Annotated in this window: 25 protein-coding genes and 1 pseudogene; 15 read left to right on the plus strand and 11 right to left on the minus strand. The window is 35.4% G+C overall.

Features of this window, described 5'->3' with window-relative positions:
• Positions 1-327: 327 nt before the first annotated feature.
• The 3 genes from VKY41_RS02810 to VKY41_RS02820 form a co-directional block, all read right to left on the minus strand.
• Positions 328-990 (minus strand): hypothetical protein, encoded by a 663-nt coding sequence (locus tag VKY41_RS02810; protein WP_500812917.1) that lies wholly within the window; start codon positions 988-990, stop codon positions 328-330.
• A 125-nt stretch (positions 991-1,115) separates the two neighbouring features.
• The gene (mdh, locus tag VKY41_RS02815) at positions 1,116-2,042 is read right to left on the minus strand and encodes a malate dehydrogenase (RefSeq protein ID WP_500812918.1); all 927 of its coding nucleotides are present in this window, start codon (positions 2,040-2,042) and stop codon (positions 1,116-1,118) included.
• Positions 2,043-2,172: 130 nt separating this feature from the next.
• Positions 2,173-3,189, minus strand: coding sequence for a DUF6588 family protein (locus VKY41_RS02820; RefSeq protein WP_500812919.1), 1,017 nt, complete (start codon positions 3,187-3,189; stop codon positions 2,173-2,175).
• Between the two features lie 459 nt (positions 3,190-3,648).
• On the opposite strand from VKY41_RS02820, the pseudogene VKY41_RS02825 reads away from it, so the two are divergent.
• A pseudogene (locus VKY41_RS02825) lies at positions 3,649-3,840 on the plus strand (PorT family protein); the annotation flags it as partial.
• A 67-nt stretch (positions 3,841-3,907) separates the two neighbouring features.
• Here VKY41_RS02825 and gyrB read toward each other — a convergent pair.
• Both gyrB and asnB read right to left on the minus strand, forming a co-directional pair.
• The gene (gene gyrB, locus VKY41_RS02830) at positions 3,908-5,857 is read right to left on the minus strand and encodes a DNA topoisomerase (ATP-hydrolyzing) subunit B (protein WP_500812920.1); all 1,950 of its coding nucleotides are present in this window, start codon (positions 5,855-5,857) and stop codon (positions 3,908-3,910) included.
• A gap of 322 nt (positions 5,858-6,179) precedes the next feature.
• A complete protein-coding gene (gene asnB, locus VKY41_RS02835) occupies positions 6,180-7,877 on the minus strand; it encodes an asparagine synthase B (RefSeq protein ID WP_500812921.1) in 1,698 nt (565 codons plus the stop codon).
• A 278-nt stretch (positions 7,878-8,155) separates the two neighbouring features.
• On the opposite strand from asnB, the gene VKY41_RS02840 reads away from it, so the two are divergent.
• Positions 8,156-8,689 carry a DUF2911 domain-containing protein gene (locus VKY41_RS02840; RefSeq protein ID WP_500812922.1) on the plus strand — a complete coding sequence of 178 codons (534 nt, stop codon included), beginning with the start codon at positions 8,156-8,158 and terminating at the stop codon, positions 8,687-8,689.
• Positions 8,690-8,780: 91 nt separating this feature from the next.
• On the opposite strand, the gene VKY41_RS02845 is transcribed toward VKY41_RS02840, so the two are convergent.
• Positions 8,781-9,413 carry a 7-carboxy-7-deazaguanine synthase QueE gene (locus tag VKY41_RS02845; RefSeq protein ID WP_500812923.1) on the minus strand — a complete coding sequence of 211 codons (633 nt, stop codon included), beginning with the start codon at positions 9,411-9,413 and terminating at the stop codon, positions 8,781-8,783.
• Positions 9,414-9,646: 233 nt separating this feature from the next.
• On the opposite strand from VKY41_RS02845, the gene VKY41_RS02850 reads away from it, so the two are divergent.
• The 5 genes from VKY41_RS02850 to rluF are packed head-to-tail and all read left to right on the plus strand — an operon-like array spanning position 9,647 to position 13,801.
• Positions 9,647-11,185, plus strand: a complete 1,539-nt coding sequence (locus tag VKY41_RS02850; protein ID WP_500812924.1) for a helicase HerA-like domain-containing protein — start codon at positions 9,647-9,649, stop codon at positions 11,183-11,185.
• Between the two features lie 44 nt (positions 11,186-11,229).
• Positions 11,230-11,781 (plus strand): hypothetical protein, encoded by a 552-nt coding sequence (locus VKY41_RS02855; RefSeq protein WP_500812925.1) that lies wholly within the window; start codon positions 11,230-11,232, stop codon positions 11,779-11,781.
• A gap of 41 nt (positions 11,782-11,822) precedes the next feature.
• Positions 11,823-12,197, plus strand: coding sequence for a cupin domain-containing protein (locus VKY41_RS02860; RefSeq protein ID WP_500812926.1), 375 nt, complete (start codon positions 11,823-11,825; stop codon positions 12,195-12,197).
• The gene (locus tag VKY41_RS02865; protein ID WP_500812927.1) at positions 12,194-13,021 is read left to right on the plus strand and encodes an alpha/beta hydrolase; all 828 of its coding nucleotides are present in this window, start codon (positions 12,194-12,196) and stop codon (positions 13,019-13,021) included. The genes VKY41_RS02860 and VKY41_RS02865 overlap by 4 nt, the downstream gene beginning before the upstream one ends.
• 18 nt (positions 13,022-13,039) lie before the next feature.
• Positions 13,040-13,801 (plus strand): 23S rRNA pseudouridine(2604) synthase RluF, encoded by a 762-nt coding sequence (gene rluF, locus VKY41_RS02870; protein WP_500812928.1) that lies wholly within the window; start codon positions 13,040-13,042, stop codon positions 13,799-13,801.
• 412 nt (positions 13,802-14,213) lie between these two features.
• Here rluF and VKY41_RS02875 read toward each other — a convergent pair whose 3' ends face one another.
• The 3 genes from VKY41_RS02875 to VKY41_RS02885 form a co-directional block, all read right to left on the minus strand.
• Positions 14,214-15,092, minus strand: a complete 879-nt coding sequence (locus tag VKY41_RS02875; protein WP_500812929.1) for a bifunctional 5,10-methylenetetrahydrofolate dehydrogenase/5,10-methenyltetrahydrofolate cyclohydrolase — start codon at positions 15,090-15,092, stop codon at positions 14,214-14,216.
• 129 nt (positions 15,093-15,221) lie between these two features.
• Positions 15,222-16,550, minus strand: a complete 1,329-nt coding sequence (gene ffh / locus VKY41_RS02880) for a signal recognition particle protein (protein ID WP_500812930.1) — start codon at positions 16,548-16,550, stop codon at positions 15,222-15,224.
• Positions 16,551-16,696: 146 nt separating this feature from the next.
• Positions 16,697-17,278 carry an NUDIX hydrolase gene (locus VKY41_RS02885; RefSeq protein WP_500812931.1) on the minus strand — a complete coding sequence of 194 codons (582 nt, stop codon included), beginning with the start codon at positions 17,276-17,278 and terminating at the stop codon, positions 16,697-16,699.
• Positions 17,279-17,404: 126 nt separating this feature from the next.
• Here VKY41_RS02885 and pyrE point away from each other — a divergent pair, with 126 nt between their 5' ends.
• Together pyrE and VKY41_RS02895 are read left to right on the plus strand one after the other, a co-directional pair.
• Positions 17,405-18,058: an orotate phosphoribosyltransferase gene (gene pyrE, locus VKY41_RS02890; RefSeq protein ID WP_500812955.1), complete on the plus strand. Its 654-nt coding sequence runs from the start codon at positions 17,405-17,407 to the stop codon at positions 18,056-18,058.
• A 10-nt stretch (positions 18,059-18,068) separates the two neighbouring features.
• The gene (locus tag VKY41_RS02895) at positions 18,069-18,464 is read left to right on the plus strand and encodes an SRPBCC family protein (protein ID WP_500812932.1); all 396 of its coding nucleotides are present in this window, start codon (positions 18,069-18,071) and stop codon (positions 18,462-18,464) included.
• Here the strand turns inward: VKY41_RS02895 and VKY41_RS02900 are convergent.
• Positions 18,461-19,192: a biotin--[acetyl-CoA-carboxylase] ligase gene (locus VKY41_RS02900; protein WP_500812933.1), complete on the minus strand. Its 732-nt coding sequence runs from the start codon at positions 19,190-19,192 to the stop codon at positions 18,461-18,463. The genes VKY41_RS02895 and VKY41_RS02900 overlap by 4 nt on opposite strands.
• Before the next feature lie 95 nt (positions 19,193-19,287).
• On the opposite strand from VKY41_RS02900, the gene rsfS reads away from it, so the two are divergent.
• From rsfS to VKY41_RS02930, 6 genes are all read left to right on the plus strand, one after another.
• A complete protein-coding gene (rsfS, locus tag VKY41_RS02905) occupies positions 19,288-19,659 on the plus strand; it encodes a ribosome silencing factor (protein ID WP_500812934.1) in 372 nt (123 codons plus the stop codon).
• A gap of 9 nt (positions 19,660-19,668) precedes the next feature.
• A complete protein-coding gene (gene ftsH / locus VKY41_RS02910) occupies positions 19,669-21,657 on the plus strand; it encodes an ATP-dependent zinc metalloprotease FtsH (RefSeq protein WP_500812935.1) in 1,989 nt (662 codons plus the stop codon).
• A gap of 120 nt (positions 21,658-21,777) precedes the next feature.
• Entirely contained in the window at positions 21,778-22,386 is a 609-nt protein-coding gene (locus VKY41_RS02915; protein WP_500812936.1) for an LUD domain-containing protein, read from the plus strand.
• Between the two features lie 93 nt (positions 22,387-22,479).
• Entirely contained in the window at positions 22,480-23,301 is an 822-nt protein-coding gene (locus VKY41_RS02920) for a phosphatidate cytidylyltransferase (protein WP_500812937.1), read from the plus strand.
• The gene (locus tag VKY41_RS02925) at positions 23,291-23,941 is read left to right on the plus strand and encodes a phosphatidylserine decarboxylase family protein (RefSeq protein ID WP_500812938.1); all 651 of its coding nucleotides are present in this window, start codon (positions 23,291-23,293) and stop codon (positions 23,939-23,941) included. Before VKY41_RS02920 ends, VKY41_RS02925 begins: the two co-directional genes overlap by 11 nt.
• Positions 23,941-24,207: an acyl-CoA-binding protein gene (locus VKY41_RS02930; RefSeq protein WP_500812939.1), complete on the plus strand. Its 267-nt coding sequence runs from the start codon at positions 23,941-23,943 to the stop codon at positions 24,205-24,207. Before VKY41_RS02925 ends, VKY41_RS02930 begins: the two co-directional genes overlap by 1 nt.
• Before the next feature lie 164 nt (positions 24,208-24,371).
• Here VKY41_RS02930 and pafA read toward each other — a convergent pair whose 3' ends face one another.
• Positions 24,372-26,036, minus strand: a complete 1,665-nt coding sequence (gene pafA / locus VKY41_RS02935) for an alkaline phosphatase PafA (RefSeq protein ID WP_500812940.1) — start codon at positions 26,034-26,036, stop codon at positions 24,372-24,374.
• Positions 26,037-26,103 lie beyond the last annotated feature (67 nt).

Below are 26,103 nucleotides of genomic sequence, written 5' to 3' on the forward strand. Positions count from 1 at the left end.
TACACTTTTTCGTTGGCTATAGAATCTAAATACTGACGTTCCTTAACTGCATCGCCACTTGCATATACTCTTGCATCTTCGTCTATACTGTTTGCCTTAAATGTAAAAGACAATTGGTAAATACTTACCAAACCAAATAAAATTGCAAATAGTTTTACTAATCCTTTATTCTGCATTATTTATTAAATTAATTAGTTCTGTGTTCTGAATTTTAAAAACGAGCAAATATATATCTTCTATACTTATTTAACAAAATGTTTAGGATATATAACAAAAAAAAAACAGCTATAAAATGCTGTTTTTCTTTCTTCTTTAAAAGTTACAGGCTTACATGCCTTGTAACTTGTCAGTTTTTTCATAACCTGCTGGAGGAGTCATATCAAACTTATCATCTGATACAGCTTCTTTTTTAATTTCAGTAACTTCCTGAGTGATAGTTAAATCCATACCCATTTGAGTCATATTCATAGTTAAATAAAGCGGATATCCTTTTAAATCAGCTCCTAACATAGTAGATTGCTGAGAAATAGCACTCAACTTATCAGTGGTATACACATCCATTTTAACTACTACACCATCTTTTTCTATTTCTACATGATATTCTTGACATTCGTAACCAAGGACATTTTTAGTAGAATCGCCCTTAGTAACCTTCACACTTTCCATGTCCTCTTCTGAAGGCTCCATAGTTTGAATTACGTACTTTTTACCCGTCATTTGATTGTTTAGGGTCATAAGCATTTGGTTATTATCGTTGTCCATAATAGCCACACTAGAACCCGTCATGAAATTATTAGTTTCAGAGCGCGTTTTGTTTCCTTTAAAATAAGTCGTAGTAATAATATCGCCAATCATTGCTAATTGACCTTGCAACTCAGCATTCTCTGTAGACATGGTTTGTTTTGATTTAACCACACCTTCAGTCAGCATTTCTTGTGAAAAGCCTAGACTGCTAATGGCTATAAATAGAATTAATAATAGATTTTTCATGGTAATAGTTTTGATTAAGTGTTTGTATAAAAAAATGTCATTCTGGATAAATGTATAGAATCTTTAATAAATAAAATAAATTATTTTTAAGAATCAACTACCAGAATGACATTCTGCTAAATTTATTATAATTCTAAAAGACTGTTTACTTTTCTAACAGCATCAGCACTTTCTTGCATGTTTGCTTTTTCCGCGTCATTTAAGTCAATTTCTACTATTTTTTCAATTCCCTGTCTTCCTAAGATGACTGGAACTCCAAAACAGATATCTTTTAATCCGTATTCACCATCTAATAATACGGAACAAGGAAACATTTTTTTCTGATCGCAAGCAATAGCCTGAACCAATCCGCTTACGGCTGCTCCAGGAGCATACCAAGCTGAAGTACCTAATAATTTAGTAAGGGTTGCTCCACCAACTTTAGTATCTTCTTTAACTTGCTCTAAACGCTCTGCTGATAAAAATTCAGAAACAAGCACCGAGTTCCTTGTAGCTAATCTAGTTAATGGAATCATACCTGTGTCACTATGCCCACCTAAAACCATTCCGTCTACATCACTAATTGGTGCTCCTAAAGCTTCGGCTAATCTGTATTTAAAACGTGCAGAATCTAAAGCACCACCCATACCTATAACTCTGTTTTTAGGTAAACCAGTTGTTTTAGCAGCTAAATAAGCCATGGTATCCATAGGATTACTTACTACAATAAGAATAGTGTCTGGTGAATGTTTCACTAAGTTTGCTGAAACGTCTTTTACAATTCCAGCATTAATACCTATTAACTCTTCACGAGTCATTCCTGGTTTTCTTGGAATTCCTGAAGTAATAACACAAACATCACTCTTTGCTGTTGCAGAATAATCGTTGGTGACTCCTGTTATTTTTGTATCAAATCCGTTTAATGAAGCTGTTTGCATTAAATCCATGGCTTTCCCTTCAGCAAAACCTTCTTTAATGTCTAATAAAACCACTTCTGAAGCAAAATTTTTAATCGCTATGTATTCTGCACAACTTGCTCCTACTGCTCCTGCTCCTACTACTGTTACTTTCATAATTATATATGTTTTTTTTAATGTGAAACGATGTATTTAAAACGATGGTAAAAATACGAATAAAATTACTGTTAATAAAAAAGCACAAGAGTAAATCTTGCGCTTTTTTTATTTTAAAACCAATTAAAATTTATTTAAAACCAAAATTCATCCCCACTGAAAATGCATTAAACTCAGATAGATGGTATTCAGCATTCAGCCTAAAGAACCCTAATTTTAGTCTAGCACCTACTGAAGCTCTTACGTCCGACACCTTGCTTGTTACAGAAAATGGATCCATTATAGTTTCTGTGCTTAATAGGTCCGTTTTTACACGATAACTTCCTAGCAAGTCAGATTCCGAAGTCCCTTTTATATATCCGATGCCTCCGTAAAAATTAATTATAGGCAATTTTGTTGAAGCTAATAATTGAAACAACCAAGTGTTGGTATTATTATCTAACCTCTGGTTCTCACCTTCTATCCCCGATGATTCTGTAACATCGTACGAACCGTCCAAATGATTATATGCAACCAGACCAGAAACTGCTACAGGCCACATGTTACCTGCAGGAAACCACTGTGTAAATTCCATTTGCATCCCTGCACCATACATGCTTATACTTACCTCATCTGTTTTAAACTCTGGAACAAAACGTGCTTTTAACTCCAAACCACTACTCAATCCAACAGACCCTTGAATAAATGCCGTTGGCAGAAGGTTTTTACTACTAGAGCCAATACCTTGTGGTATTTCTATTTCTGTTTTTTGTTCCCCAAAAATAGGATCATCATAGGTTATCTCTACAAATATAGTTGGATCATTTTTCCCCAATACCGTAGCAACCATTTGGGAAGATCCGCCTTGAACAAAAGCAACATTCTTGTACTCTTCCGTATTTAAACGAAACATTTTATGTTCATCTTTAACCATAGACGCACTGGCTATAATTGAGATTTCAAAACCACCAAGAGGTTTTACTTTTGCCGTATTAAACCAATTGGCATTCATACTATGCATGAGTCCCTCGGCTCCTGGTGCAAGATAGTCGTTAGCAAAGCGCTGTGCATCTTCAATACCGGCAGCAAGAAATACATCGATATCGTTTTGGGCTCGAGACCCAATAGATACAAGGAAAACAAAAATAAGGGCAGATAATTTTTTCATAAGATATTTTTTTTATTTTTTTTAAGCATTTAGAAGCATAAACCAGCAAACTTTGTCTACTACGTCTAAACAAGAAACTAAAACTTCAACCTAACACTTAATTTTATTTAAAATAAAATTATTCACAGACTTAAATCGGTCTTAGTAAAAAGCATGAAAACAGGCTTACTCGCGAAAGATTCTTTTATTATCTATCATGACCCCATAGTTTACTTCATCATAAACTGAAAACAAAAGTAGGTAAATTTAAGCACAACTAGCTAATTAGTACAGCAAAGCAAGTCGTAAATAAGAACCTAATTTTAAAGCCACTCAAGTCACCCAACCACGATACTTCAATACTTTTAAAACTTTTCAACATACCTAATTTCTGTTTTTTTAATAAAAATTAAGAACACCATCTAAACAAAGTGAATAATTAATTAGGCATCCTAATAACAAATTGGAATCATGAAAACCTTTAATTTATTTGATACCTCAAAAGAATTCAGTCCGAATAGTTTTGATTGGGGTGCTAATTTTGGCCTAGGTTTTAAAACCGATAGCGGACTAAGCATGAGCGCAAGATACCATCATGGTTTTGGCGATATATATGATGAAGGAAAGCCACAAAACAGAGTATGGCAATTTCCTTTAGGATTCCATTTATAATAAAATTTCACCCAATAAAAAAGGTCGCCAATATAAGGCGACCTTTTTATTTAAATGCATATAACTTTTAAGCATCAATATTGGCATATATAGCATTCTTCTCGATAAATTCTCTACGAGGCGGTACATCATCTCCCATAAGCATAGAGAAAACTCTATCTGCTTCAGCACCGTTATCTATTTGAACCAAACGCATAGTTCTGTGCTCAGGATTCATAGTCGTATCCCAAAGTTGCTCTGCGTTCATTTCTCCAAGACCTTTATAACGCTGAATGTTTACACTACCTCCAAAGGATTCTGCAAGTTCATCACGCTCCTTTTCAGACCATGCATATTCTTTTCTCTGTCCTTTTTTAACTAAATATAAAGGCGGTGTTGCAATATAAATATGTCCGTTCTCAATCAACTCTTTCATATACCTAAAGAAGAAGGTTAAAATTAAAGTTGCAATGTGAGAACCATCAATATCAGCATCACACATAATTACAATTTTATGGTAACGTAACTTAGACAGGTTTAATGCTTTACTATCTTCCTCTGTTCCAATAGTAACACCTAATGCCGTATATATGTTCTTGATCTCTTCATTTTCAAACACTTTATGCGTCATCGCTTTTTCTACGTTCAAAATCTTACCTCGTAAAGGAAGAATTGCTTGAAACGCTCTATCACGACCTTGCTTTGCCGTTCCACCTGCCGAATCTCCCTCGACAAGGAACACTTCGCATTTTGAAGGGTCTTGCTCTGAACAGTCAGATAATTTACCAGGCAAACCACCAATACTCATAACGGTTTTACGCTGAACCATTTCACGAGCTTTTTGTGCTGCATGACGAGCTTGAGCCGCAAGAATAACTTTTTGAACAATTATTTTTGCGTCTTCAGGGTTTTCCTCTAAATAATCGGTTAACATTTCAGATACAGCCTGACTTACAGAGGCTGAAACCTCTCTGTTTCCAAGTTTTGTTTTCGTTTGCCCCTCAAATTGTGGCTCTTGAACTTTCACGGAAATAATAGCTGTTAATCCTTCACGGAAATCATCTCCAGCAATATCAAATTTCAACTTATCCAACATACCAGATTCATCGGCATATTTTTTAAGTGTATGTGTTAACCCACGACGGAAACCTGAAAGGTGAGTTCCTCCTTCATGTGTGTTAATATTATTTACATAGGAGTGCAAGTTTTCAGCATATGAGGTGTTATAAACCATAGCTACCTCAACCGGTACACCATTTTTCTCTCCTTCAAAGGCAATAACATCTCTAGTTAAAGACTCTCTATTGCCATCTAAAAATTTGATAAATTCTTTAAGCCCTTCTTCCGAATGAAACGTTTCTCCTTCAAAAGAACCATCTTCTTTCTTAAAACGCTTATCAACCAAATGAATAGTAATTCCTTTATTTAAATACGCCAATTCACGCATTCTGCTTGCTAAAGTATCGTAGCTATATTCAACACTTTGGGTAAAAATAGTTGAGTCGGGTCTAAAGGTAATAACCGTCCCTCTTTTATCTGTATCTCCAACGGATCTTACAGGGTATAAAGCTTTCCCTTTTGAATACTCCTGCTCCCATTCTTTACCATCTTTATAAACAGTAGCCTTTAGGTGCTCAGATAAAGCGTTAACACAACTTACACCAACCCCGTGAAGACCTCCTGATACTTTATAAGAATCCTTATCGAATTTCCCTCCAGCACCAATTTTGGTCATAACTACTTCAAGTGCAGAAACACCTTCTTTTTTATGTAAATCAACTGGTATTCCACGTCCATCATCTTCGGTGGAAATTGAGTTGTCTTCATTAATAGTTACTGTAATATTGTTACAGTGACCAGCCATAGCCTCGTCAATAGAGTTATCTACAACTTCGTACACCAAATGGTGAAGTCCTCTTGTACCAACATCCCCAATATACATGGAAGGACGCATACGCACATGCTCCATACCTTCTAGCGCTTGAATACTATCGGCCGAGTAATTGTGCTTGTTAAATTCTTCTTTATTTTCGCTCATATAAAAAGTGTATTGTTTTTCGTTAATTTATTTGCTGGGCCATCAAATGACTTCACAAAAAAAGACGCTTCTCAGCATCCTTTTGAATACATACAAATATAAGGATAAAAAACGCTTTTAGAAAGGATTTTAACGAGTTTGATGCAATTTTATCAACATTTGTTAATTACCCAAAAGCGTCTTAAATCGCTTAAAAATGGCCTTAAATTTAATTTGATCGAATTTTAACAACTACAAAAAAGTTGTAAAAACACAAAACCTCGCAAAAGCGAGATTTTGAATTATAAAAAACAGGTGTAAAACCCTTAAAAACGTCAATTAATTATATTTTGGCATAGGCATCAGCATGAACTTTAGCTACAGCTCTTCCTGATGGATCATTCATGTTTTTAAAAGCCTCATCCCACGCTAAAGCCACTTTTGTACTACAAGCTACACTAGCCTCCTGAGGAACGCTTAAAGCGGCTGCATCGCTTGGAAAGTGCTCGGAAAATATAGAACGGTAATAATACTCCTCCTTACTTGTTGGGGTCTGAATTGGGAATTTGTATTTAGCACTTGCTAATTGCTCATCCGAAACTTCTTTTGCAACCACTTCTTTTAAGGTGTCTATCCAACTATATCCTACACCATCACTAAATTGTTCTTTTTGCCTCCAAGCAACGCTTTCTGGCAACATGTCTTCAAAAGCTTTTCTTAACACCCATTTTTCCATGCCTTGTTTGGAGCGCGGATCAACACGTGTTCCGTCTATCATTTTATCTTGAGGGTTAATGCGCATAGCAACATCCATAAAGTCCTTATCTAAAAAAGGAACACGACCTTCAATACCCCATGCCGCCAAACTCTTATTGGCTCGCAAACAATCGTATTGATGCAATTTACTTAGTTTACGAACGGTTTCCTCATGAAACTCCTGAGCGTTTGGTGCTTTATGAAAATACAAATAGCCTCCAAAAATTTCATCAGCACCTTCACCTGAAAGCACCATTTTTATACCCATCGACTTGATAACACGGGCCATTAAATACATAGGTGTACTTGCCCTAACCGTTGTTACATCATAGGTTTCTAATTGATAGATAACATCTTTTATAGCATCCAACCCTTCCTGAATAGTAAATTGTATTTCATGATGGATGGTTCCTATATAATCTGCAACCTCTCGTGCTGCTGCCAAATCTGGAGACCCTTCTAATCCAACAGAAAACGAATGTAATTGTGGATACCAAGCCTCAGTTTTATCATCAGACTCTATTCGGCGTTGGGCATATTTCTTCGCAATAGCAGACGTTATAGAAGAATCTAAACCTCCTGATAGCAAAACACCATAAGGCACATCACTCATTAATTGTCTATGTACAGCGTCCTCCATCGCTTGACGGAGTTCAGTAATTTCAGTTTTGTTATGTGCTACAGCGGAATAATCAGTCCACTCTCGTTCATACCATCTAACCAATTCTCCAGTTTTACTGGACAAATAATGTCCTGGTGGAAAAAGCTCAATGTTAGTACAAACACCTTCAAGGGCCTTTAATTCTGATGCCACATAAAAAGTTCCATATTCATCCCAACCCATGTATAAGGGAATAATCCCCATATGATCTCTAGCAACCAAGTATTCGTCCTTCTCAACATCATAAATGGCAAAACCAAACATACCGTTCAGATCGTCTATAAAATCAACACCCTTTTCTTTATAAAGAGCTAAAATAACCTCACAGTCGCTTTGAGTTTGAAAGTTGTAAGTGCTTTTTAATTGTTTTCTAAGCTCTCTGTGGTTATATATTTCACCATTGGCGGCTAAAACAAGTTGTTTGTCTTCACTCAATAAAGGCTGTTTCCCTGAAGATGGATCTACAATCGCTAAACGCTCATGAGCCATAATAACCTTATCATCGCTGTAAATTCCGCTCCAATCTGGACCTCTATGACGAATTTTTTTGGCCATCTCTAAAACCTGAGGCCTTAAATCTTCCGTTTTTTGCTTCAATTCGAAAGCACATACTATTCCACACATAATCTATTTCTTTTGATGTTTTTAAAATCTGACACAAATATGACTCTGAAATATGATTATTGAAAGTGTAAGCGGCAAAACGGTTACAAATGAAAACTAAATAACGGCAAGTAACCTAAATTTGAAACTTATTAAACATATTCTTCGTCGTATCTTTATAGAATGAAATAAGAGCCTTCACCTAATGCGCATGAATAATAATGTAAAAGTCAAAGCGTTAAATTTATGATGAAATAAACCTATTTATTTTAATTCCTTTATATTTATAAAAAAAATCTATGAAAAATTCAACTTTATTCTCCGTCTTAGCAATAGCTTGTATCATGTTATTTTCAACTAACATGGTGGCTCAAAATTTTAGCGATTTAGATAAAAGCCCAATGGATGCCGCTACGTTTCCTAGCGACTACAAAATTTCAGAAAAACAAGTCAAGGTTGTATACAGCAGACCGCAATTAAAAGGAAGAGATATTAATAAATTAGCGCCAAATGGGAAGGTATGGCGAACTGGAGCTAACGAAGCTGTAGAAATAACCTTATACCAAAACAAAAGGATTGGCGACAAGGAAGTGAAAGCGGGAACTTATTCCCTATTCACCATTCCTGGTGAAAAAGAATGGACGGTTATCTTAAACACCGATCTAAATGTTTGGGGAGCCTATTCTTATAATGAAGCCAACGACGTACTTAGAGTAAATGTACCAGTTAACGAAGACAAAAAATCTTTAGAAGCCTTCTCAATAGCTTTTGACGATGAAGGCAACATGCATTTAGGCTGGGATACCTTAAGACTAAAGGTTCCAATGAAATAATACTTAAAATCTTAACTTGATTCTAATAAAAAATGTTCCAAGAATTAACAGTCTTGGAACATTTTTTATTGGAATCTAAAGTTATCTCCTATTAAGGGATATTCAAATACTTATGAGTTTGTAACGACACTTTCCACTGCGGGTTTGCCATAACATAATCTACAATTAACGGCACCATCTTATCACGAACACTCCATTCGGGTTGCAAGTACAATATACAGTCCTTGCCCACTTTTGCCGCTTGTTCTTCAGCAAATTTAAAATCGCTCTTATTAAAAACAATCATTTTAAGCTCGTTTGCTTTTTGATATATTTCTTCTGTAGGAAGCTTCAATTTTTTAGGCGACAAACAAATCCAATCCCAAGTTCCAGATAATTTGTATGCCCCCGAAGTTTCAATATGTGTTTGTAAACCTTTTGCCTTAAGTTGCGCAGTCAAAGCCGTCATATCCCAAGTTAAAGGTTCTCCTCCCGTAACAACAATAGTTTTACTGTATTTAGCAGCATTCGCTACAATTTTTTCAGTCTCTGTAGGTGGATGCAGTTCTGCCAACCAACTTTCTTTCACATCACACCAATGGCAACCAACATCGCAGCCACCAATTCTAATAAAATACGCGGCGGTTCCTTTATGATAGCCTTCACCTTGAATGGTGTAAAACTCTTCCATTAAAGGCAACATCAACCCTTTATCTATTAGCTCTTGTCTTTCACTTCTTGTCATAGGTGCAAAGATAACTATTTCAGCATTTAAACATATTAAGTGCTTAAACTATTTAATTTTAAAATTTTATACAAACTATTCTAAATCATGTTTAGGAATAGACCTTCTTTCTTTATTAAAAAAACAACTTACATTTGAAATATGCCCCCCTAAAGTCATCTTCCTAAATTGTTCAAAAGAATTCCCTTTTGATTGATACAAGATTTGTATTTTTATGAAAAATTTTGAGATACATGGATAGAAAGGAAGCGTTCTTTAATCATATTACAGAAGGCAATGCAAACAAAGGCGAGTACATTACCTTAGGCTCGGCAATGTTAGACGGAGAAACGATAAAGAATGCCTATGTTAACATCCCTTTAAAAACCATGAATAGACATGGTTTAATTGCGGGAGCTACAGGAACTGGAAAAACAAAAACTCTTCAGGTAATCGCCGAAAACTTAAGCGAAAAAGGAGTTCCGGTGCTACTTATGGACGTTAAAGGAGATTTAAGCGGACTAGCAAAAGCCAGTCCAGGACACGCGAAAATTGACCAACGTCATGAACAAATTGGCTTACCTTTTGAAGCAAAGGGATTTCCTGTTGAAATACTAACCCTTTCAGCACAGAATGGGGTGAGACTTCGCGCAACCATTAGCGAGTTTGGACCTGTGTTGATATCTAGAATTTTAGATGTCACAAGCACCCAAGCCGGTATAATTTCAGTTATTTTTAAATACTGCGATGACCACAATTTACCTCTTCTAGATTTAAAAGATTTTAAAAAAATCTTGCAATATGCCACAAATGAAGGCAAAGAAGAATTTGAGCAAGCCTACGGTAGGATTTCTTCTGCTTCAACTGGTGCCATTTTAAGAAAGCTAGTAGAATTAGAACAACAAGGCGCAGATTTATTTTTTGGCGAAAAATCCTTCGATCCTCAAGACCTACTGAGAACAGATGAAAATGGAAAGGGATACATCAATATCATCCGTTTAACAGATATTCAAGACAAACCTAAATTATTCTCAACCTTTATGTTGAGCTTGTTAGCGGAAATATATTCTACCTTTCCAGAAAGAGGAGACTCAGGACAGCCAGAATTGGTCATGTTTATCGACGAAGCTCATTTAATTTTTAACGAGGCTTCCAAAGCCTTACTAAATCAAATTGAAAGCATCGTAAAACTAATACGTAGTAAAGGGGTTGGATTATATTTTGTTACCCAAAACCCGACCGATGTTCCCGAGGCTGTTTTAGCCCAATTAGGCTTAAAAGTACAGCATGCTCTAAGAGCTTTTACAGCAAAAGACAGAAAGGCCATAAAGCTGACAGCACAAAATTATCCAGACACAGAATATTACGATACAGCAAGCGTGCTTACTTCGTTAGGAACAGGTGAAGCCTTAGTTTCTGCCCTAGACGAAAAAGGCCGACCAACACCATTAGCAGCCACCATGCTCCGAGCACCTATGAGCAGAATGGACATTTTAACCGACTCAGAATTACAAGATTTACTTAATAACTCGAAATTAGTTAAAAAATACGCGGAAGAAATTGATAGAGAAAGTGCCTACGAAATGCTTCATGAAAAAATTGAAATGGCACAAACGGAAGCACTAAAAGAAAAGGCCCGCAAAGAAAAAGAAGCTCTTGAAAAAGCCGAATCTAGAAGCCGAAAAACATCAACTAGAAGAAGCAGTGCAACAAATCCAATATTAAAAGTACTAACAAGTGCTACTTTTATTAGAAGTGTTTTTGGCATTCTTACTAAAGTCATCAAAAAATAAACCCGTAACTTTGTCCTCTAAATAAAATTATCCCCTTAATTTATATGAAAAAATCTATTCTTAGTTTAGCCCTAGTAGGCCTCGTTTTAATGGGTTGTAAAAACGAACAAGATCCATTTCAAATTAGTAAACAACACATTGGTTTATTAACAGATTCAACAAAAGTAAAAGATTTAAAAGCCGTTTTTGTGAACGATTCAGTTGTAGAAAGACTACTGGATAATGAGTTTACCTTCAACAGAACCGATATCGACATTTTTGATAAAACAGGAAATAAACTGCTTACTTTAACTCCTAAAAATATCCAAGACCCGGAATCTACCATTGAAACTATAAAGGTATTAGACCCTAGATTTAAAACTACCAAAGGTGTTTCAACCTTAAGCACATTTGGAGATATAGAAAAAAACTACAAAATTTCAAGCATACAAAATACACTTAAAAACGTAGTGATATTTGTAAATGAAATCAATGCGTTTTTCACCATTTCGAAAACAGAATTACCTTCTGAACTTCAATTTGACACAAGCGCACAAATTGACGCTGTACACATTCCGGAGAAGGCAAAAATTAAATATTTTATGGTTGGCTGGTAAGCCAAATTAAAAATTGAATTCGAAGTTGAAACCAAGAAAACATGCAAAAAGAGAAGAAATACACCATACAGAAAGCACCTTTTATAGTTCCAACCACCGATGGAAAAATAATTAAAGAACATTTCGGAAATGCTTCAAAAGGAGACGCTAATATAAGCATCGCACACATGGTGGCACCAGCTGGCTGGAGCGAACCTTTCCAAACTCCAAAATTCGACGAGTACACCTTTATTATAAAAGGTAAAAAACAATTTATAATCGATGGTGAGGAAATCATTTTAGAAGCTGGACAATCCATTAAAATAGAGAAAAACACTAGAGTACAATACTCCAACCCTTTTACAGAACCATGTGAATACCTTGCTGTTTGCCTGCCCGCTTTTTCCATGGACCTAGTTAACAGAGAAAACGAATGAAATTGGTTCTGCAAAAAACAATAGGCTTATTTATTAATTTAATTGGCCTATTATCCCCAAAATTAGCTGCCAGAATAGCTTTGTTCTTATTTACAAAACCCTTGAAAGGGCAAATAAACGAGAAACAATCCGACTTCTTGGATACAGCCTTTAGAGAAGAGCTTACCTACAACAACATGCCCATTATGACGTATCGTTGGCTTGGGACTAAGGAAACTGTTTTATTGGCACATGGTTGGGAAAGCAATTCGGCAAGATGGCAAACCTTAATCACCAATTTGAAAAAAAGAGGTTACGGAGTGGTTGCCCTTGATGCTCCTGCTCATGGCCGATCGGGTAGCAACAGATTTAATGCCATTATTTATTCTGAATTTATAAAAGTAGTATCGGAACGCTTTCAACCTAAAATCATAATCGGACATTCGGTGGGCGGAATGGCCACGGCGTATTTCCAACATAAATATCAAAAAGAATCCATTCAAAAATTAATTCTACTGGGTGCTCCCTCAGAATTCACAGATGTTTTAAAACGATACACAGACATGCTTGGCTTTAGCAAACGGGTTAAAAAACATCTTAATTTGATGATTAAAGAACGTTTTGGAGAATATCCTGAAGCTTTTTCAACAGCAAACTACCTAGAAAATATCAATTCAAAAGGACTAATTATTCACGATAAAAAAGACAGAATAATCCCATTTAATGATGCCGTTTTAATTAAAACCAAATACAAAAACAGCACGCTAATTTCAACAGAAGGATACGGCCACTCGCTAGCTACAGACGAAGTTTCAAACTATATTTACGATTTTTTAGACAACTAAAGTTGTTATCTTTGCCTTATGGAAGAAAATTTAAAACGAATTAATAAATTTTTAAGTGAAGTCGGATATTGTTCTCGTCGCGAAGCCGACAAACTTATCGATGCGGGTCGCGTAACCATTAATGGCGAAGTTCCTGAAATGGGAACTAAAATTGGCCCAAACGACGTGGTTCATGTAGATGGAGAACTAATAAAAAACACTAAAGAGCAGTTTGTTTATCTAGCCTTCAATAAACCTGTAGGTATTGTTTGTACAACGGATACCCGTGTAGAAAAAGACAACATTATCGATTATATTAATTATCCGAAACGTATTTTCCCAATTGGAAGATTAGATAAGCCTAGCGAGGGCTTAATTCTATTAACGGATGATGGTGATATTGTAAATAAAATACTTCGAGCCAACAACAACCACGATAAGGAATATATTGTTACGGTTGATAAACCTATTTCTCAAACGTTCATAAAACACATGTCAGAAGGGGTGCCTATCTTGGACACCATCACTAAAAAATGTGTGGTTGAAAAACTGGGGACTTATGAGTTCAGAATCATCCTTACTCAAGGCTTAAACCGTCAGATTCGTCGTATGTGTGAATATTTAAATTACGACGTACAGACATTAAAACGCGTTAGGATTATGAACATAAAACTTGATATGCCTGTAGGAAAATATAGAGAACTTACAAAAACCGAATTTAATGAGCTTTCTGAATTACTGGCAGATTCTGCTCAAGATGTTACTACCACAAGCAAACCAAGCAGAAGGAAAAAAAAGTAGAAGACACATATCCCTTGTCACCTAACCATCCCAAGGCATAACTTAAAAACTTTTAGAACATACAATAGAAAAGTTCTAATTTGTGAAGAAGGCAGAAGCAGCAACCATGGAGTGGACTTCAACTTTTTTGGACACTAATTAGTTGTTTATTATAAACCAAAAGAAAAAACACCTAGCAACCCAACAGGCGGAAACAGGTAGCTACACCATATTTTGGAGTTGAACCACCTCGGGCTGTCTTTCAAAATTTTGTAATTCTCTTAAAGAAAAAGGCATCAATTTTATTATTGGAGCCTCACATTCGATTTAAAGGATAAGTAGGCGAACAAGCCATCATCTTTGTAAACAATCCCTATCCTTAAACGACGCTTCAGGGTTTAAGGATAGGGATCAGTTGTTCGCCAAATAATTCTTATTTATGACGTAGCTCTCGAGCTAGCAAAGTATTTTTCAACAGCATAGCAATAGTCATAGGTCCTACTCCTCCAGGAACCGGAGTAATAAAACTAGCTTTCTTGCTTACATGTTCAAAATCTACATCGCCTGTAATAGCATAACCTTTTGGAGAGTTTTCATCTACAACACGGGTAATACCTACATCAATAATAACCACATCATCTTTTACCATTTCCGCTTTTAGGAAATTAGGAACACCTAAAGCTGTAATAATAATATCTGCTTGAGAAGTTATTTGAGTAATGTTTTTTGTGTGACTATGGGTAACAGTTACAGTGGAGTTTCCAGGAAAACCTCGCCTTCCCATTAAAATACTCATAGGTCTTCCAACAATATGAGAACGACCAATAACAACAGTATGCTTCCCTTTGGTTTCTACATTATATCTATCCAATAATTCAAGAATACCGAATGGAGTTGCTGGAATAAAAGTCGACATATCTAAGGCCATTTTACCAAAGTTCATGGGGTGAAATCCATCCACATCTTTATCAGGATCTACAGCCATTAAAACTTTTTGAGTATCTATTTGTTTTGGTAATGGCAACTGAATGATAAATCCATCAATATCCGGATTGTTGTTCAGTTCTTCAATTTTATCCAAAAGCTCAATCTCACTAGTGGTGTTGGACATTCTAACCATAGTAGATTCAAATCCTACTCGTTCGCAAGCTTTTACTTTACTAGCAACATAGGTTAAACTAGCTCCATCGTTTCCAACAATAATAGCAGCTAAATGAGGCACTTTCTCTCCTTTAGCTTTCATTTTTTTTACTTCTTCAGCAATTTCATTTTTAATGTCGTTGCTAACTTTTTTTCCGTCTAGTATTACCATGCCTATTAGTTTTCAATCCTAGTTGCAGTTTTCAGTAGGCTAACTTAATCTTGTTTATATAGATTGTGAACTAAGCTTGTCCGAATCACTCCAAATTTGATCGAATTATTAATCATATAATTTGTTAATTTATCTCATTCCTTTCATTGCCTGCATAATGGCTTTCCCTTTTCCACCTTGCATCATCTTCATCATCTTGCTCATTTGGTCGAACTGCTTAAGCAACTGATTCACCTCTTGTACCGAAGTTCCCGATCCTTTAGCAATACGCTTTTTTCTGCTGGCATTGATAACCGATGGACTTGTACGCTCCAAAGGTGTCATAGAATGGATAATTGCTTCAATACCTTTAAAAGCATCGTCATCGATATCAATATCTTTCATCATTTTTCCAGCTCCAGGAATCATTCCAATAAGGTCTTTCATATTACCCATTTTCTTGATTTGCTGAATCTGCTTTAAGAAATCGTCAAATCCAAATTGATTTTTAGCAATTTTCTTTTGGATTTTTCTAGCTTCTTCTTCATCGTATTGCTCTTGAGCTCTTTCCACAAGAGACACAACGTCTCCCATTCCAAGAATTCGATCTGCCATACGAGACGGATAGAAAATATCGATAGCTTCCATTTTCTCACCTGTACCAATAAACTTAATAGGTTTATTTACTACTGATTTAATAGAAATAGCAGCTCCACCACGAGTATCACCATCTAATTTTGTTAAGATTACCCCATCAAAATTCAAGACATCGTTAAACGCTTTTGCGGTATTAACAGCATCCTGACCAGTCATAGAATCCACTACAAATAGAGTTTCTTGTGGTTGAATGGCTTTATGGATATTTGATATTTCGGTCATCATGGCTTCATCTACTGCCAAACGACCCGCCGTATCTATAATCACAACATTAAACCCATTGGCTTTAGCATGAGCCACACCTGCTTTTGCAATGGCTACCGGATCGGTATTGCCTCTATCGCTAAAAACCTCTACATTTATTTGCTCTCCAACTACATGTAATTGGTCTATTGCAGCAGGACGGTAAACGTCACAGGCTACTAATAAAGGCTTTTTTGTTTTTTTGTTTTTAAGAAAATTAGCCAGTTTTCCGGAAAAGGTTGTCTTACCAGAACCCTGTAGACCAGACATTAATATAATACTCGGATTTTCAGACAGATTAATTCCTGCAGCATCTCCTCCCATTAATTCGGTTAACTCGTCCTTAACGATTTTAACCATTAATTGTCCTGGCTGAAGCGTAGTTAATACGTTTTGTCCAAGAGCTTTTTCTTTTACTCGAACGGTAAATTCTTTAGCAATTTTAAAGTTAACATCGGCATCTAAAAGCGCTCTACGAACTTCTTTTAAGGTTTCGGCAACGTTTACCTCTGTAATACTTCCGTGTCCTTTAAGAACATGTAAGGCTTTATCTAACTTTTCGCTTAAATTATTAAACATAATAGATCTTCATTTTTAAGTGGCACAAAAATAGGAATTTCAAGTGTATTTATGAAGTTAAGTATAGATTTAATTACACAAAAAAAGAGTTGCTAAATTTAGCAACCCTTTAATCAATTCAACTTGTAATTAACACTATAACTAAATTATATAAGAAGTTTAATATTGGCATAGGAATTTTCAAGTGCTTTTTGAACTTTAGTGTCGTCCAACCAACTCACTTCCGTAATCCCTTCATTTTCTTGAGGTGTCAAAACGCCGTCATAAGAAGTTTTCATTTCAAACCAATAAGTTATTTTAATTTTATTCCTCCCATTTCGTCTAAAAATATGATAGGTCGTTTCCAAAGGCTTCACTATTTTCAAGCCTTTTACTCCTGTTTCTTCCTCTACTTCTCGAATGGCAGTAAGCTCAATGGCTTCCTTTTTTTCGGTTTTACCTTTAGGTAAATCCCATTTGTCATTTCTATAAATAAATAAAATTTCCCCCTTATCATTATAAACCTTTCCTCCTCCAGCAACCACATTAGGCAGTTTTTTTAAAAACTTTTTTAGAAGTTTGTCCTCATCATCATGTATAAGTCTTACTTCATTCAAACTAGTCTTATTAAGTTCTTTTACAACCTTGTTTAGATCGACCGTTTTTAAAATATAATTTTTAAAACCTTTTTCTTTTTCAACCTTAGTGGTTAAAACTATAGGTTTATCGTTTACAAAAACTTTATACATAAGACGATTAAGACATTTTTATCTTGTAAAAATAAAAACTTTTGGCTCAAAACAATAAATTTCTTTAGTAATTATAATTCAAAAATCAAATTCACAAATTAATTAAAAATGTGTAATTTTGCAGTTATGATTTTCAACAAACATACAGCAAGAAAAACAGCGGAAGTTTTATTGCAAATAAACGCTATTAAATTAAGTCCAACCGAGCCTTTTACCTGGGCATCAGGATGGAAATCACCTATCTATTGCGACAATAGAATCGTATTATCGTTTCCTACCATACGTAACTACATTCGCGAAACCATGGCTAAGCAAATCGAAAAGCAATATGGGAAACCAGATGTTATTGCAGGAGTTGCTACGGGAGCTATTGGTATTGGCATGCTAGTTGCCGAGTATTTAGGCGTACCTTTTATATATGTACGCCCAGAAGCCAAATCGCACGGAAGGCAAAACCAAATTGAAGGGTACGCGGAAAGCGGACAAAACGTGGTAGTGATTGAGGATTTAATTAGTACGGGAAAAAGCAGTTTAAATGCAGTGAAAGCATTAAAAGATGCCAACCTGAATGTAAAAGGAATGATAGCCATTTTTTCCTACGGCTTTGATGTTGCCAATAAAAGCTTTGAAGAAGAGAACATTTTTGTTGAAACATTAAGCAATTACGAAACCCTGCTAGAGGAAGCTTTAGAAACAAATTATATTTCACAAAAGGAATTAGCAACATTAGCAGATTGGAATGCCAATCCAAGTAAATGGAACGGCAATAACCCCGTTTAACATAAAAGATATGAACTTAGAATCACAAACAGTAAAAGTAGATAAATCGCAAGAAGAGGTGTTTAACTTTTTATCTGAAATTAAAAACTTCGAAAAACTAATGCCAGATAACATTAATAAGTTTGAAGTATTAGGAGAAGATAAATTTTTATTTGCCCTTAAGGGGATGCCAGAAATTGTTCTTAAGAAAAAAGAATTAGTAGCTCCAAACAAAATTGTTTTAGGAGCTGCAGGTGGAAAAATAGATTTTTCTTTAACAGGCCTTATTACCGAAACTGAGCCAGGAAAAAGCGAAGTAAAACTCATGTTTGACGGCGACTTCAACGCCATGATGGCCATGATGATAAAAGGACCAATCTCTAAATTTATTGAAACTCTTGCAGGAAATATTCCTCAAGCCGTTTAATACAATAATTGAATTTGTTTTAAGTCGAACTCTTTTAAAACCTCGTCTTCTAATAGAATTTGTAGGTTCCCAGATTGAGTAACCGATTTAATAAAACCCAAAAACATAAAACCTTCAGCATCTTTAAATGTTGAAGGTTTGTCTTTTCTAAACAAAACCTTTTCGTAAGCAGACTTCAATTCTTGAAACTTGCCTTGTTCCAAAAGCTTGAAATAACCATTCAAATCTGCAACTAAAACCTGAAGGATTTCATCTAAATCAAACACCTTTCCTGAAATAAGTTGAAGCGAAGACGCCTTAGGCAAACCTGCAAAATTGGTTTGATTAACATTTAAACCAATGCCAACTATAGTTTCCTTCAACCGATTCTGCTTAATGACATTTTCAATTAAAACACCACAAATCTTTTTATCTGCTGACAAAATGTCGTTGGGCCATTTAATGCGCAGTTTGGGTATTAAAAATCGATCCAAGGTCTTTACTATAGCTAAAGAAGTCACCATACTAATATAAAAACTCTTATCAATATCCAACCACGATACATCTTTTAAAACACTAAGCATAAGGTTCTTAGATGCTTCCGACGCCCAAACTGTCCCCATCTGCCCTCGCCCTTGGGTCTGGAAATCTGTTACAACAACGGTAGCATCGGCAACTAGTTGACTCGCGCTTAACTGCTTTAAATAGTTGTTTGTAGAATCGATGGCACTAAGTTTGATTATACGCATTATATTATAGTTATATTTGTACAGTAAAATCTTATGAAAATTTTAGAGTATAAAGAACTAAAAAATAATAACTTTGCACAAATTAAAAATCATTAATGGCGAAAAAAGAATCTAACGCAGACCTGCTAATAGCAAATATCTTAAGTGGAATTGAAGATGTAAAAGGAGAAGACATCAATATACTCGATTTACGAGAGATTGACAATACAGTTTGCGACTACTTTATTATATGTGAAGGCAAATCTAACACTCAGGTGAATGCCATTGTAAATTCCATTCAAAAAAAGGTAAGTAAAGAATTAAAAGATAAACCTTGGCATATTGAAGGTGAAGATAATGCGGAATGGGTTTTAATGGACTATGTAAACGTAGTGGTACACGTGTTCCAAAAACAAATTAGAGAATATTACGATATAGAAGGTCTCTGGGGAGACGCTAAAATAACGGTTATTGAAACAAAATATTAAAACGAATTAATGTCAAAAAAGAAAAATATAAACCCTAAAAAACCAAAATTCAGTCCTTACTGGATTTATGGTATTATCATAGTCATCTTTTTAACCATGCAAGTGTTTAGTGGGAGTAGCTTTCAGGAAACTGGAACAACAACCCCTTCACAATTCATGAACTTTTTATTAGATGGCGATGTTGAAAAAGTTGAAATAGTTAATAGGCGCGAAGCAAAGGTATACTTAACACCGGAAGCTGAACAGAAGGAAATTCATAAGCAATCGAAGCCTTCTACCATATTACCATCAACTACTAAAGCACCTAATTATAAGTTTGAATTTGGAGATCTACAAAATTTCGAAGACGATATTGCTAAAGCCATTTCTGAGCAACACTTAGATCCAAAACCAAAAATTGAATACAAAACGGAACAAAACCTCTGGGGCGATTTTCTAATAGGCTTACTTCCTTTTATTCTTTTAATTGGAGTTTGGGTATTTATTATGCGTCGTATGTCTTCTGGAGGCGGCGGCGGTGGCGGTGGCCAAATTTTCAACATAGGAAAATCTCGTGCAAAACTATTTGACGAAAATACCGATGTAAAAACATCATTTAAAGATGTTGCTGGATTAGAAGGGGCTAAAGAAGAGGTGCAAGAAATTGTAGACTTTCTTAAAAACCCGGAAAAATATACAAATTTAGGAGGTAAAATTCCTAAAGGAGCCTTATTGGTAGGACCTCCAGGAACTGGTAAAACCTTATTGGCAAAAGCGGTTGCAGGAGAAGCGAAAGTACCGTTCTTCTCATTATCTGGATCGGATTTTGTTGAAATGTTTGTGGGTGTTGGAGCGTCTAGAGTAAGAGACCTTTTTAAACAAGCGAAAGAAAAATCACCCGCCATCATATTCATTGACGAAATTGATGCCATTGGTCGTGCAAGAGGTAAAAACAACTTCTCTGGTTCTAACGATGAAAGAGAAAATACCTTAAACCAACTATTAACAGAAATGGATGGTTTTGGTACCAATACCAATGTCATAGTTTTAGCGGCAACAAACAGAGCGGATGTTTTAGATAAAGCATTAATGCGTGCTGGACGTTTTGATAGACAAATCTTTGTGGACCTTCCAGATATTCGTGAACGTAAAGAAATTTTTGAAGTTCATTTAAGACCTCTTAAAAAAGCGGAAGAATTAGATATCGACTTCCTAGCAAGACAGACTCCTGGTTTTTCAGGAGCTGACATTGCCAACGTATGTAACGAAGCTGCCCTAATTGCGGCTAGACAGGAAAAGAAATCTGTAGACAAACAAGACTTCTTGGATGCTGTAGACAGAATTGTTGGTGGTTTAGAGAAGAAAAATAAAATAATGACGGTAGCCGAAAAAAGAGCCATTGCTTTTCACGAAGCAGGTCACGCTACCGTAAGTTGGATGTTAGAACATGCTGCACCACTGGTTAAAGTAACCATAGTGCCTCGTGGACGTTCCCTAGGAGCTGCTTGGTATTTACCTGAAGAACGCCTTATCGTTCATCCAGAACAAATGCTGGACGAAATGTGTGCGGCTTTAGGTGGTCGTGCTGCCGAAAAAGTAATGTTCGATAGAATCTCTACTGGAGCTTTAAGCGACTTGGAAAAAGTAACCAAACAAGCTAGAGCCATGGTGACCATTTATGGCTTAAGTGATAAAGTTGGAAACCTAACTTATTACGATTCTTCAGGACAAAACGAATACGGCTTTACGAAACCTTACAGTGAAAAAACAGCGGAGTTAATTGATAATGAGATTTCACGCATCATTGAAGAACAATATCAAAGAGCCGTTCAACTGCTTATCGACAATAAAGATAAACTGACAGAATTAGCTGAAGTGTTACTAGAAAAAGAAGTGATTTTCAAGGACAACCTAGAAAAGATTTTCGGAAAACGTCCTTTTGAAAAGGATGAAATGGTTCCTAATAAAACAGAAGTAAAAGAAGAAAAAAAAGAACTTGACAAAAGCGAAGAGGAATAAAATAACTCATATATATTTGTTAAGGATAAGCAAAAATCTTAAATTGACCCTATGGTTAATTTAAGATTTTTTATATTTGACATGAAGCCCACGATACTTTGATTAATAGCAGAAAATTAAATGAGTCTTTTTAGAAAATTATTTGGTTCTAAATCTGAAAAATCGGAAGAAGAATTAAAGTCGCAAGACCGAGGCAAATATATGCCTGAAATAAAACTACCTGTAGACGAAAGGTTTACTATAAACTTTAAGGCTAATGGTGGCAAATTTCTGTATTGTGAAAATTTAGACGAAGTTTTTGGCGCTTTAGATAATATCCTACAAGAGAACAATTGGAACGACAGTAAAGCACTTATCTACGATAATAATTTAAAAGCCCGTTTTAAGGATTTTAATTTAATAGCTTCCAATTACTCCCAAGAAGCAACCTATTTTATTAGTACCTGCGAAAATTTAATTGCTGATGAAGGATCACTTCTAATCTCTTCAAATCAAATAGCTGAAAAAAAGCTAAAAGAACTTCCTGATAATTTTATTGTTTTTGCCACTACTAGCCAAATTGTTGAAAATTTAAGCGAAGGCTTAAGAGCTATTAAATCTAAAAATCCGCAAAGAATACCTACAAACATTACCGCCATAAAGCACTTTAAAACATTAGAAGAAAAAGACTTTTTGTCTTATGGTAGTAGTTCAAAAAACTTATATTTGCTACTTTTAGAAGATTTATAGCAGTTTACTTAATAAACTAACTAACCATCTCTATATTTAAAACGACTAACCAATCCTATAGTCGCTTTTAAATAGAGAATCAAATACAAACGAATGAAGGAAATTTTAGTGAGATCGCTTTCTGGTCTTTTATATGTTTCTTTATTGATTTTCTCTCTTTACAACAAGCATGTATTCATAGTCTTGTTTTTTATATTTGGACTTATTTGTGTTGCCGAACTAAAAAAACTTATCCATTATAAATCCTTCATACCCTATGTCGTATTTACAATTTTATATGGGATATTCGGATATTGGCAGTTTGTAATGAAATCTACCAATGGCTTAACTGAAGCCACACAAATCCTTCAAGTAATAACTATATTCGTGCAATTGCTACTCATTAAGGATTTATTCACTGAAAAGAACATTCCTTTATTTGTTTCAAAGAAAATAATCCTTACCACTTTTTACTTATCCAGCGGATTTGTATTCTTGGTGTTAATAGCCAATTACCACCATACCTTCAATCCATTGGTAATTTTAGGGGCTTTTATCTTGGTATGGACAAACGATACATGTGCCTATCTTGTAGGAAAGAATTTTGGTAAACAAAAGCTGTTCCCAAGCATTTCACCTAAAAAAACAGTGGAAGGCTTTTTAGGGGGATTATTTTTCGCTTGTGTAGCAAGTTATTTTATTGCTACCTTTACCGATACTTTAAATTTCAACCATTGGTTGATATTAAGTATTATCATTAGTGTTTTTGGAACACTTGGCGATTTAATAGAATCGAAATTTAAACGTCAAGCAGGGGTTAAAGACAGTGGGGTTATTATGCCAGGACACGGCGGATTATTAGATAGGTTTGATAGCATTATTTTTGCTGCTCCTTTTATATATTTATTTTTACGAATTATAAATTATGTTTCATAAAGAAGGCCATAAAATTATTTTAGTAACTCTTATAATAGTAGTTGCTGCGTTTTTACTTACGGATAGTTTTGTAACGATTCCTTGGTTAAGTACCTTGTTGATGATTGTATTCTTGATGTTTTTAATACTCATCTTACAATTTTTCAGAAATCCAAAACGTTTTACCCATAGAAATGCCGATGTAGTAGTCTCGCCTGTTGATGGAAAAGTAGTAGTTATTGAAGAGGTGTTTGAAAAAGAATATTTCAACGAAAAACGCCTTCAAGTAAGCGTGTTTATGTCTCCAATAAACGTACACGTAACACGCCACCCTATTGGAGGAAAAGTGCTTTTTAGCAAATATCACAAAGGAAAATACTTGGTGGCTTGGCATCCAAAGGCAAGTGAAGAAAATGAACGCACAACTGTAGTTGTAGAGAATCCAACCTATGGAAAAGTGTTATATAGACAAATAGCTGGAGCTCTGGCAAAACGCATTGTTAATTACGCCAAAGTAGATGATACGGTGTTGCAAGGAGAGGATTCCGGATTTATAAAGTTTGGTTCTAGAGTGGATTTATTTCTACCTTTGGGGACAAATATTAAAGTAGAACTAAATCAAAAAGTACGTGGTGGGGAAACCATCATAGCAGAAAAATAATGAGTTCAGAAGAGTTAGATAAAGAATTTCAAGAAGCTGTAGCTAGGATTAACGCTTATACAGAACCATTTCCTGCAGACTTTTTATTGCGTTTATATGCTTATTACAAGAAAGCCACAAACGACTACGGACTTCCAAGTAGTAGCAAACCGCTAATTTCTGCCTTTAAAACAAATGCCTTGTTTCAGATTAAAAACATTACTCAAGACGAAGCGAAACAAACCTACATCGATCTAGTAAATAATTATTTTCTATACAGAAAATAACCCTTTTTCCTCAGTCAAAACTTAAAATCAGAGGCCACCTAATACATCCAAGTAAAGAGCTTTCCCAGACTTTTTAAAACCTGGTACAATAATTTACCTGCCCAAGTTGCTACCTGCTCTTAGACGAGACGTTCTAATAACATCAACACAACAGAAGTCTTATATTATTTATCAAATACAAACTCCAAAGGCATTCCTATAGCACCATTAGGAAAACTAATCCCTAATAAAGCAGAAATGGTTGGTGCTATATCTACAATTCTTGTTTTTTGTAAAGTGCTCCCTGCCGCAATACCTTTTCCATAAAATAAAAGTGGCACATGGGTGTCATAATTTAGCCCAGAGCCATGTGAAGAACCGGTCTTGCTATAAGACAAATAACTTGGATCATTCACTATTAAAACATCTCCTGAACGTTTTTGACTAAACCCGTTTTGAACTAATTCTTCAATACCTGTAGTAAAGGAAGTAGACCCCATAGCTGTAGCGGTATAAGCCTTATCTATATTTGGGTATGTAATAACTTCATGCACTATTTGTTTTTGAACAGTTTCTAAATCTAAATTCAATAAAGCAAGCTTTTCTCTATTCAAGAATATTTGATCGTTGCTTATGCTTTCTATCAAATCTGACGCACCAAATCTCTTGGTCATAAAAGCATGAAGCTTCTCTTTCCTTGCTTTGTTATCAACGTAACCAGCTGGTATATCAACACTCTGTAAATAGGAAGGTACCTCAACAGCTCCATGATCGGAAGTTAAAAACAAAGTGTACTGCCCCTTCCCTACTTTAGCATCAAGCGCCTGAATAAAACGCTCAATATCTTTATCTAAACGGATATACGTATCTTCAACTTCTTTGGAATTAACACCAAAATTATGCCCCACATAATCAGTACTAGAGTAACTTAAGGTAAGCACATCTGTAAATTCATCCTGACCAAGTTGCTCTCCATCAAGAGCTGCAATAGCAAAATCTGTAGTTAAATTGTTTCCGTAGGCCGTGGCTTTTAAAATATCGAATCCTTTATTGTCTTTACTCAATGCTTTTAAATCATATGGAAAGGTAGCTGTTTCCTTTCCTTTAAAGCCTCCTTCAAACGTATTTAAGTCGGAACCGCTTTCTGTGTAAGTTGAAATATCATACAAGGTATTCCAAGTGGTTAAATAGGATTCAGCAGCATCGGAAGCATTAAAATTCGCTACCCATTCTGGTAATTCATTTCTATAAAATGAACTGGTAATCCAACGCCCCTCGTCTTCTCCATGAAACCAATAGGCGGCGTTTGCCGTGTGCCCTGCTGGTAAAACAGCTCCGCGATCTTTCATAGAAATACCTATCGTTTTTCCTCGCATTTGTGTATACAATCTATTCTCATCAGCAAACGAAGTTGTTAGCATTCTGCGTGGCGACATGTGTCCTGCATCATGCTTCGTCCCTACAGAGCTTACCGTATCATCACCTGCGCAATATACCGACTTTCCAAGCGCTTTATCATACCAATTATTAGCAATGACTCCGTGATATTTTGGAGTCGTTCCTGTATAAATAGATGCGTGTCCTGGTCCCGTATAGGTTGGCGTGTAGTTGTAATGATTGTTTTTACAATTAAACCCCTCATTCATCAAGAGCTTAAATCCACCTTCACTATATTTGTTGTAAAATCGAGTTAAATAATCGTAACGCATTTGGTCTACAACTATGCCAACAACTAATTTTGGATGATCTTGTACCACAGGTGCATTATTAACAAATACAGCAGTTTCACTTTGAGATTTACAAGAAATACTTAATATTGCAAGACTTAGGACTAAAACTAGATTTTTCATTTTAAATACGGATTTTGAAACTCAAAAATAAGGAATTTAACACATCGGTATTTAAAATTAAGGTTAA

Origin of the sequence: Xanthomarina sp., from assembly GCF_035306605.1 — a bacterium.
Taxonomy (GTDB): Bacteria; Bacteroidota; Bacteroidia; order Flavobacteriales; family Flavobacteriaceae; genus Xanthomarina.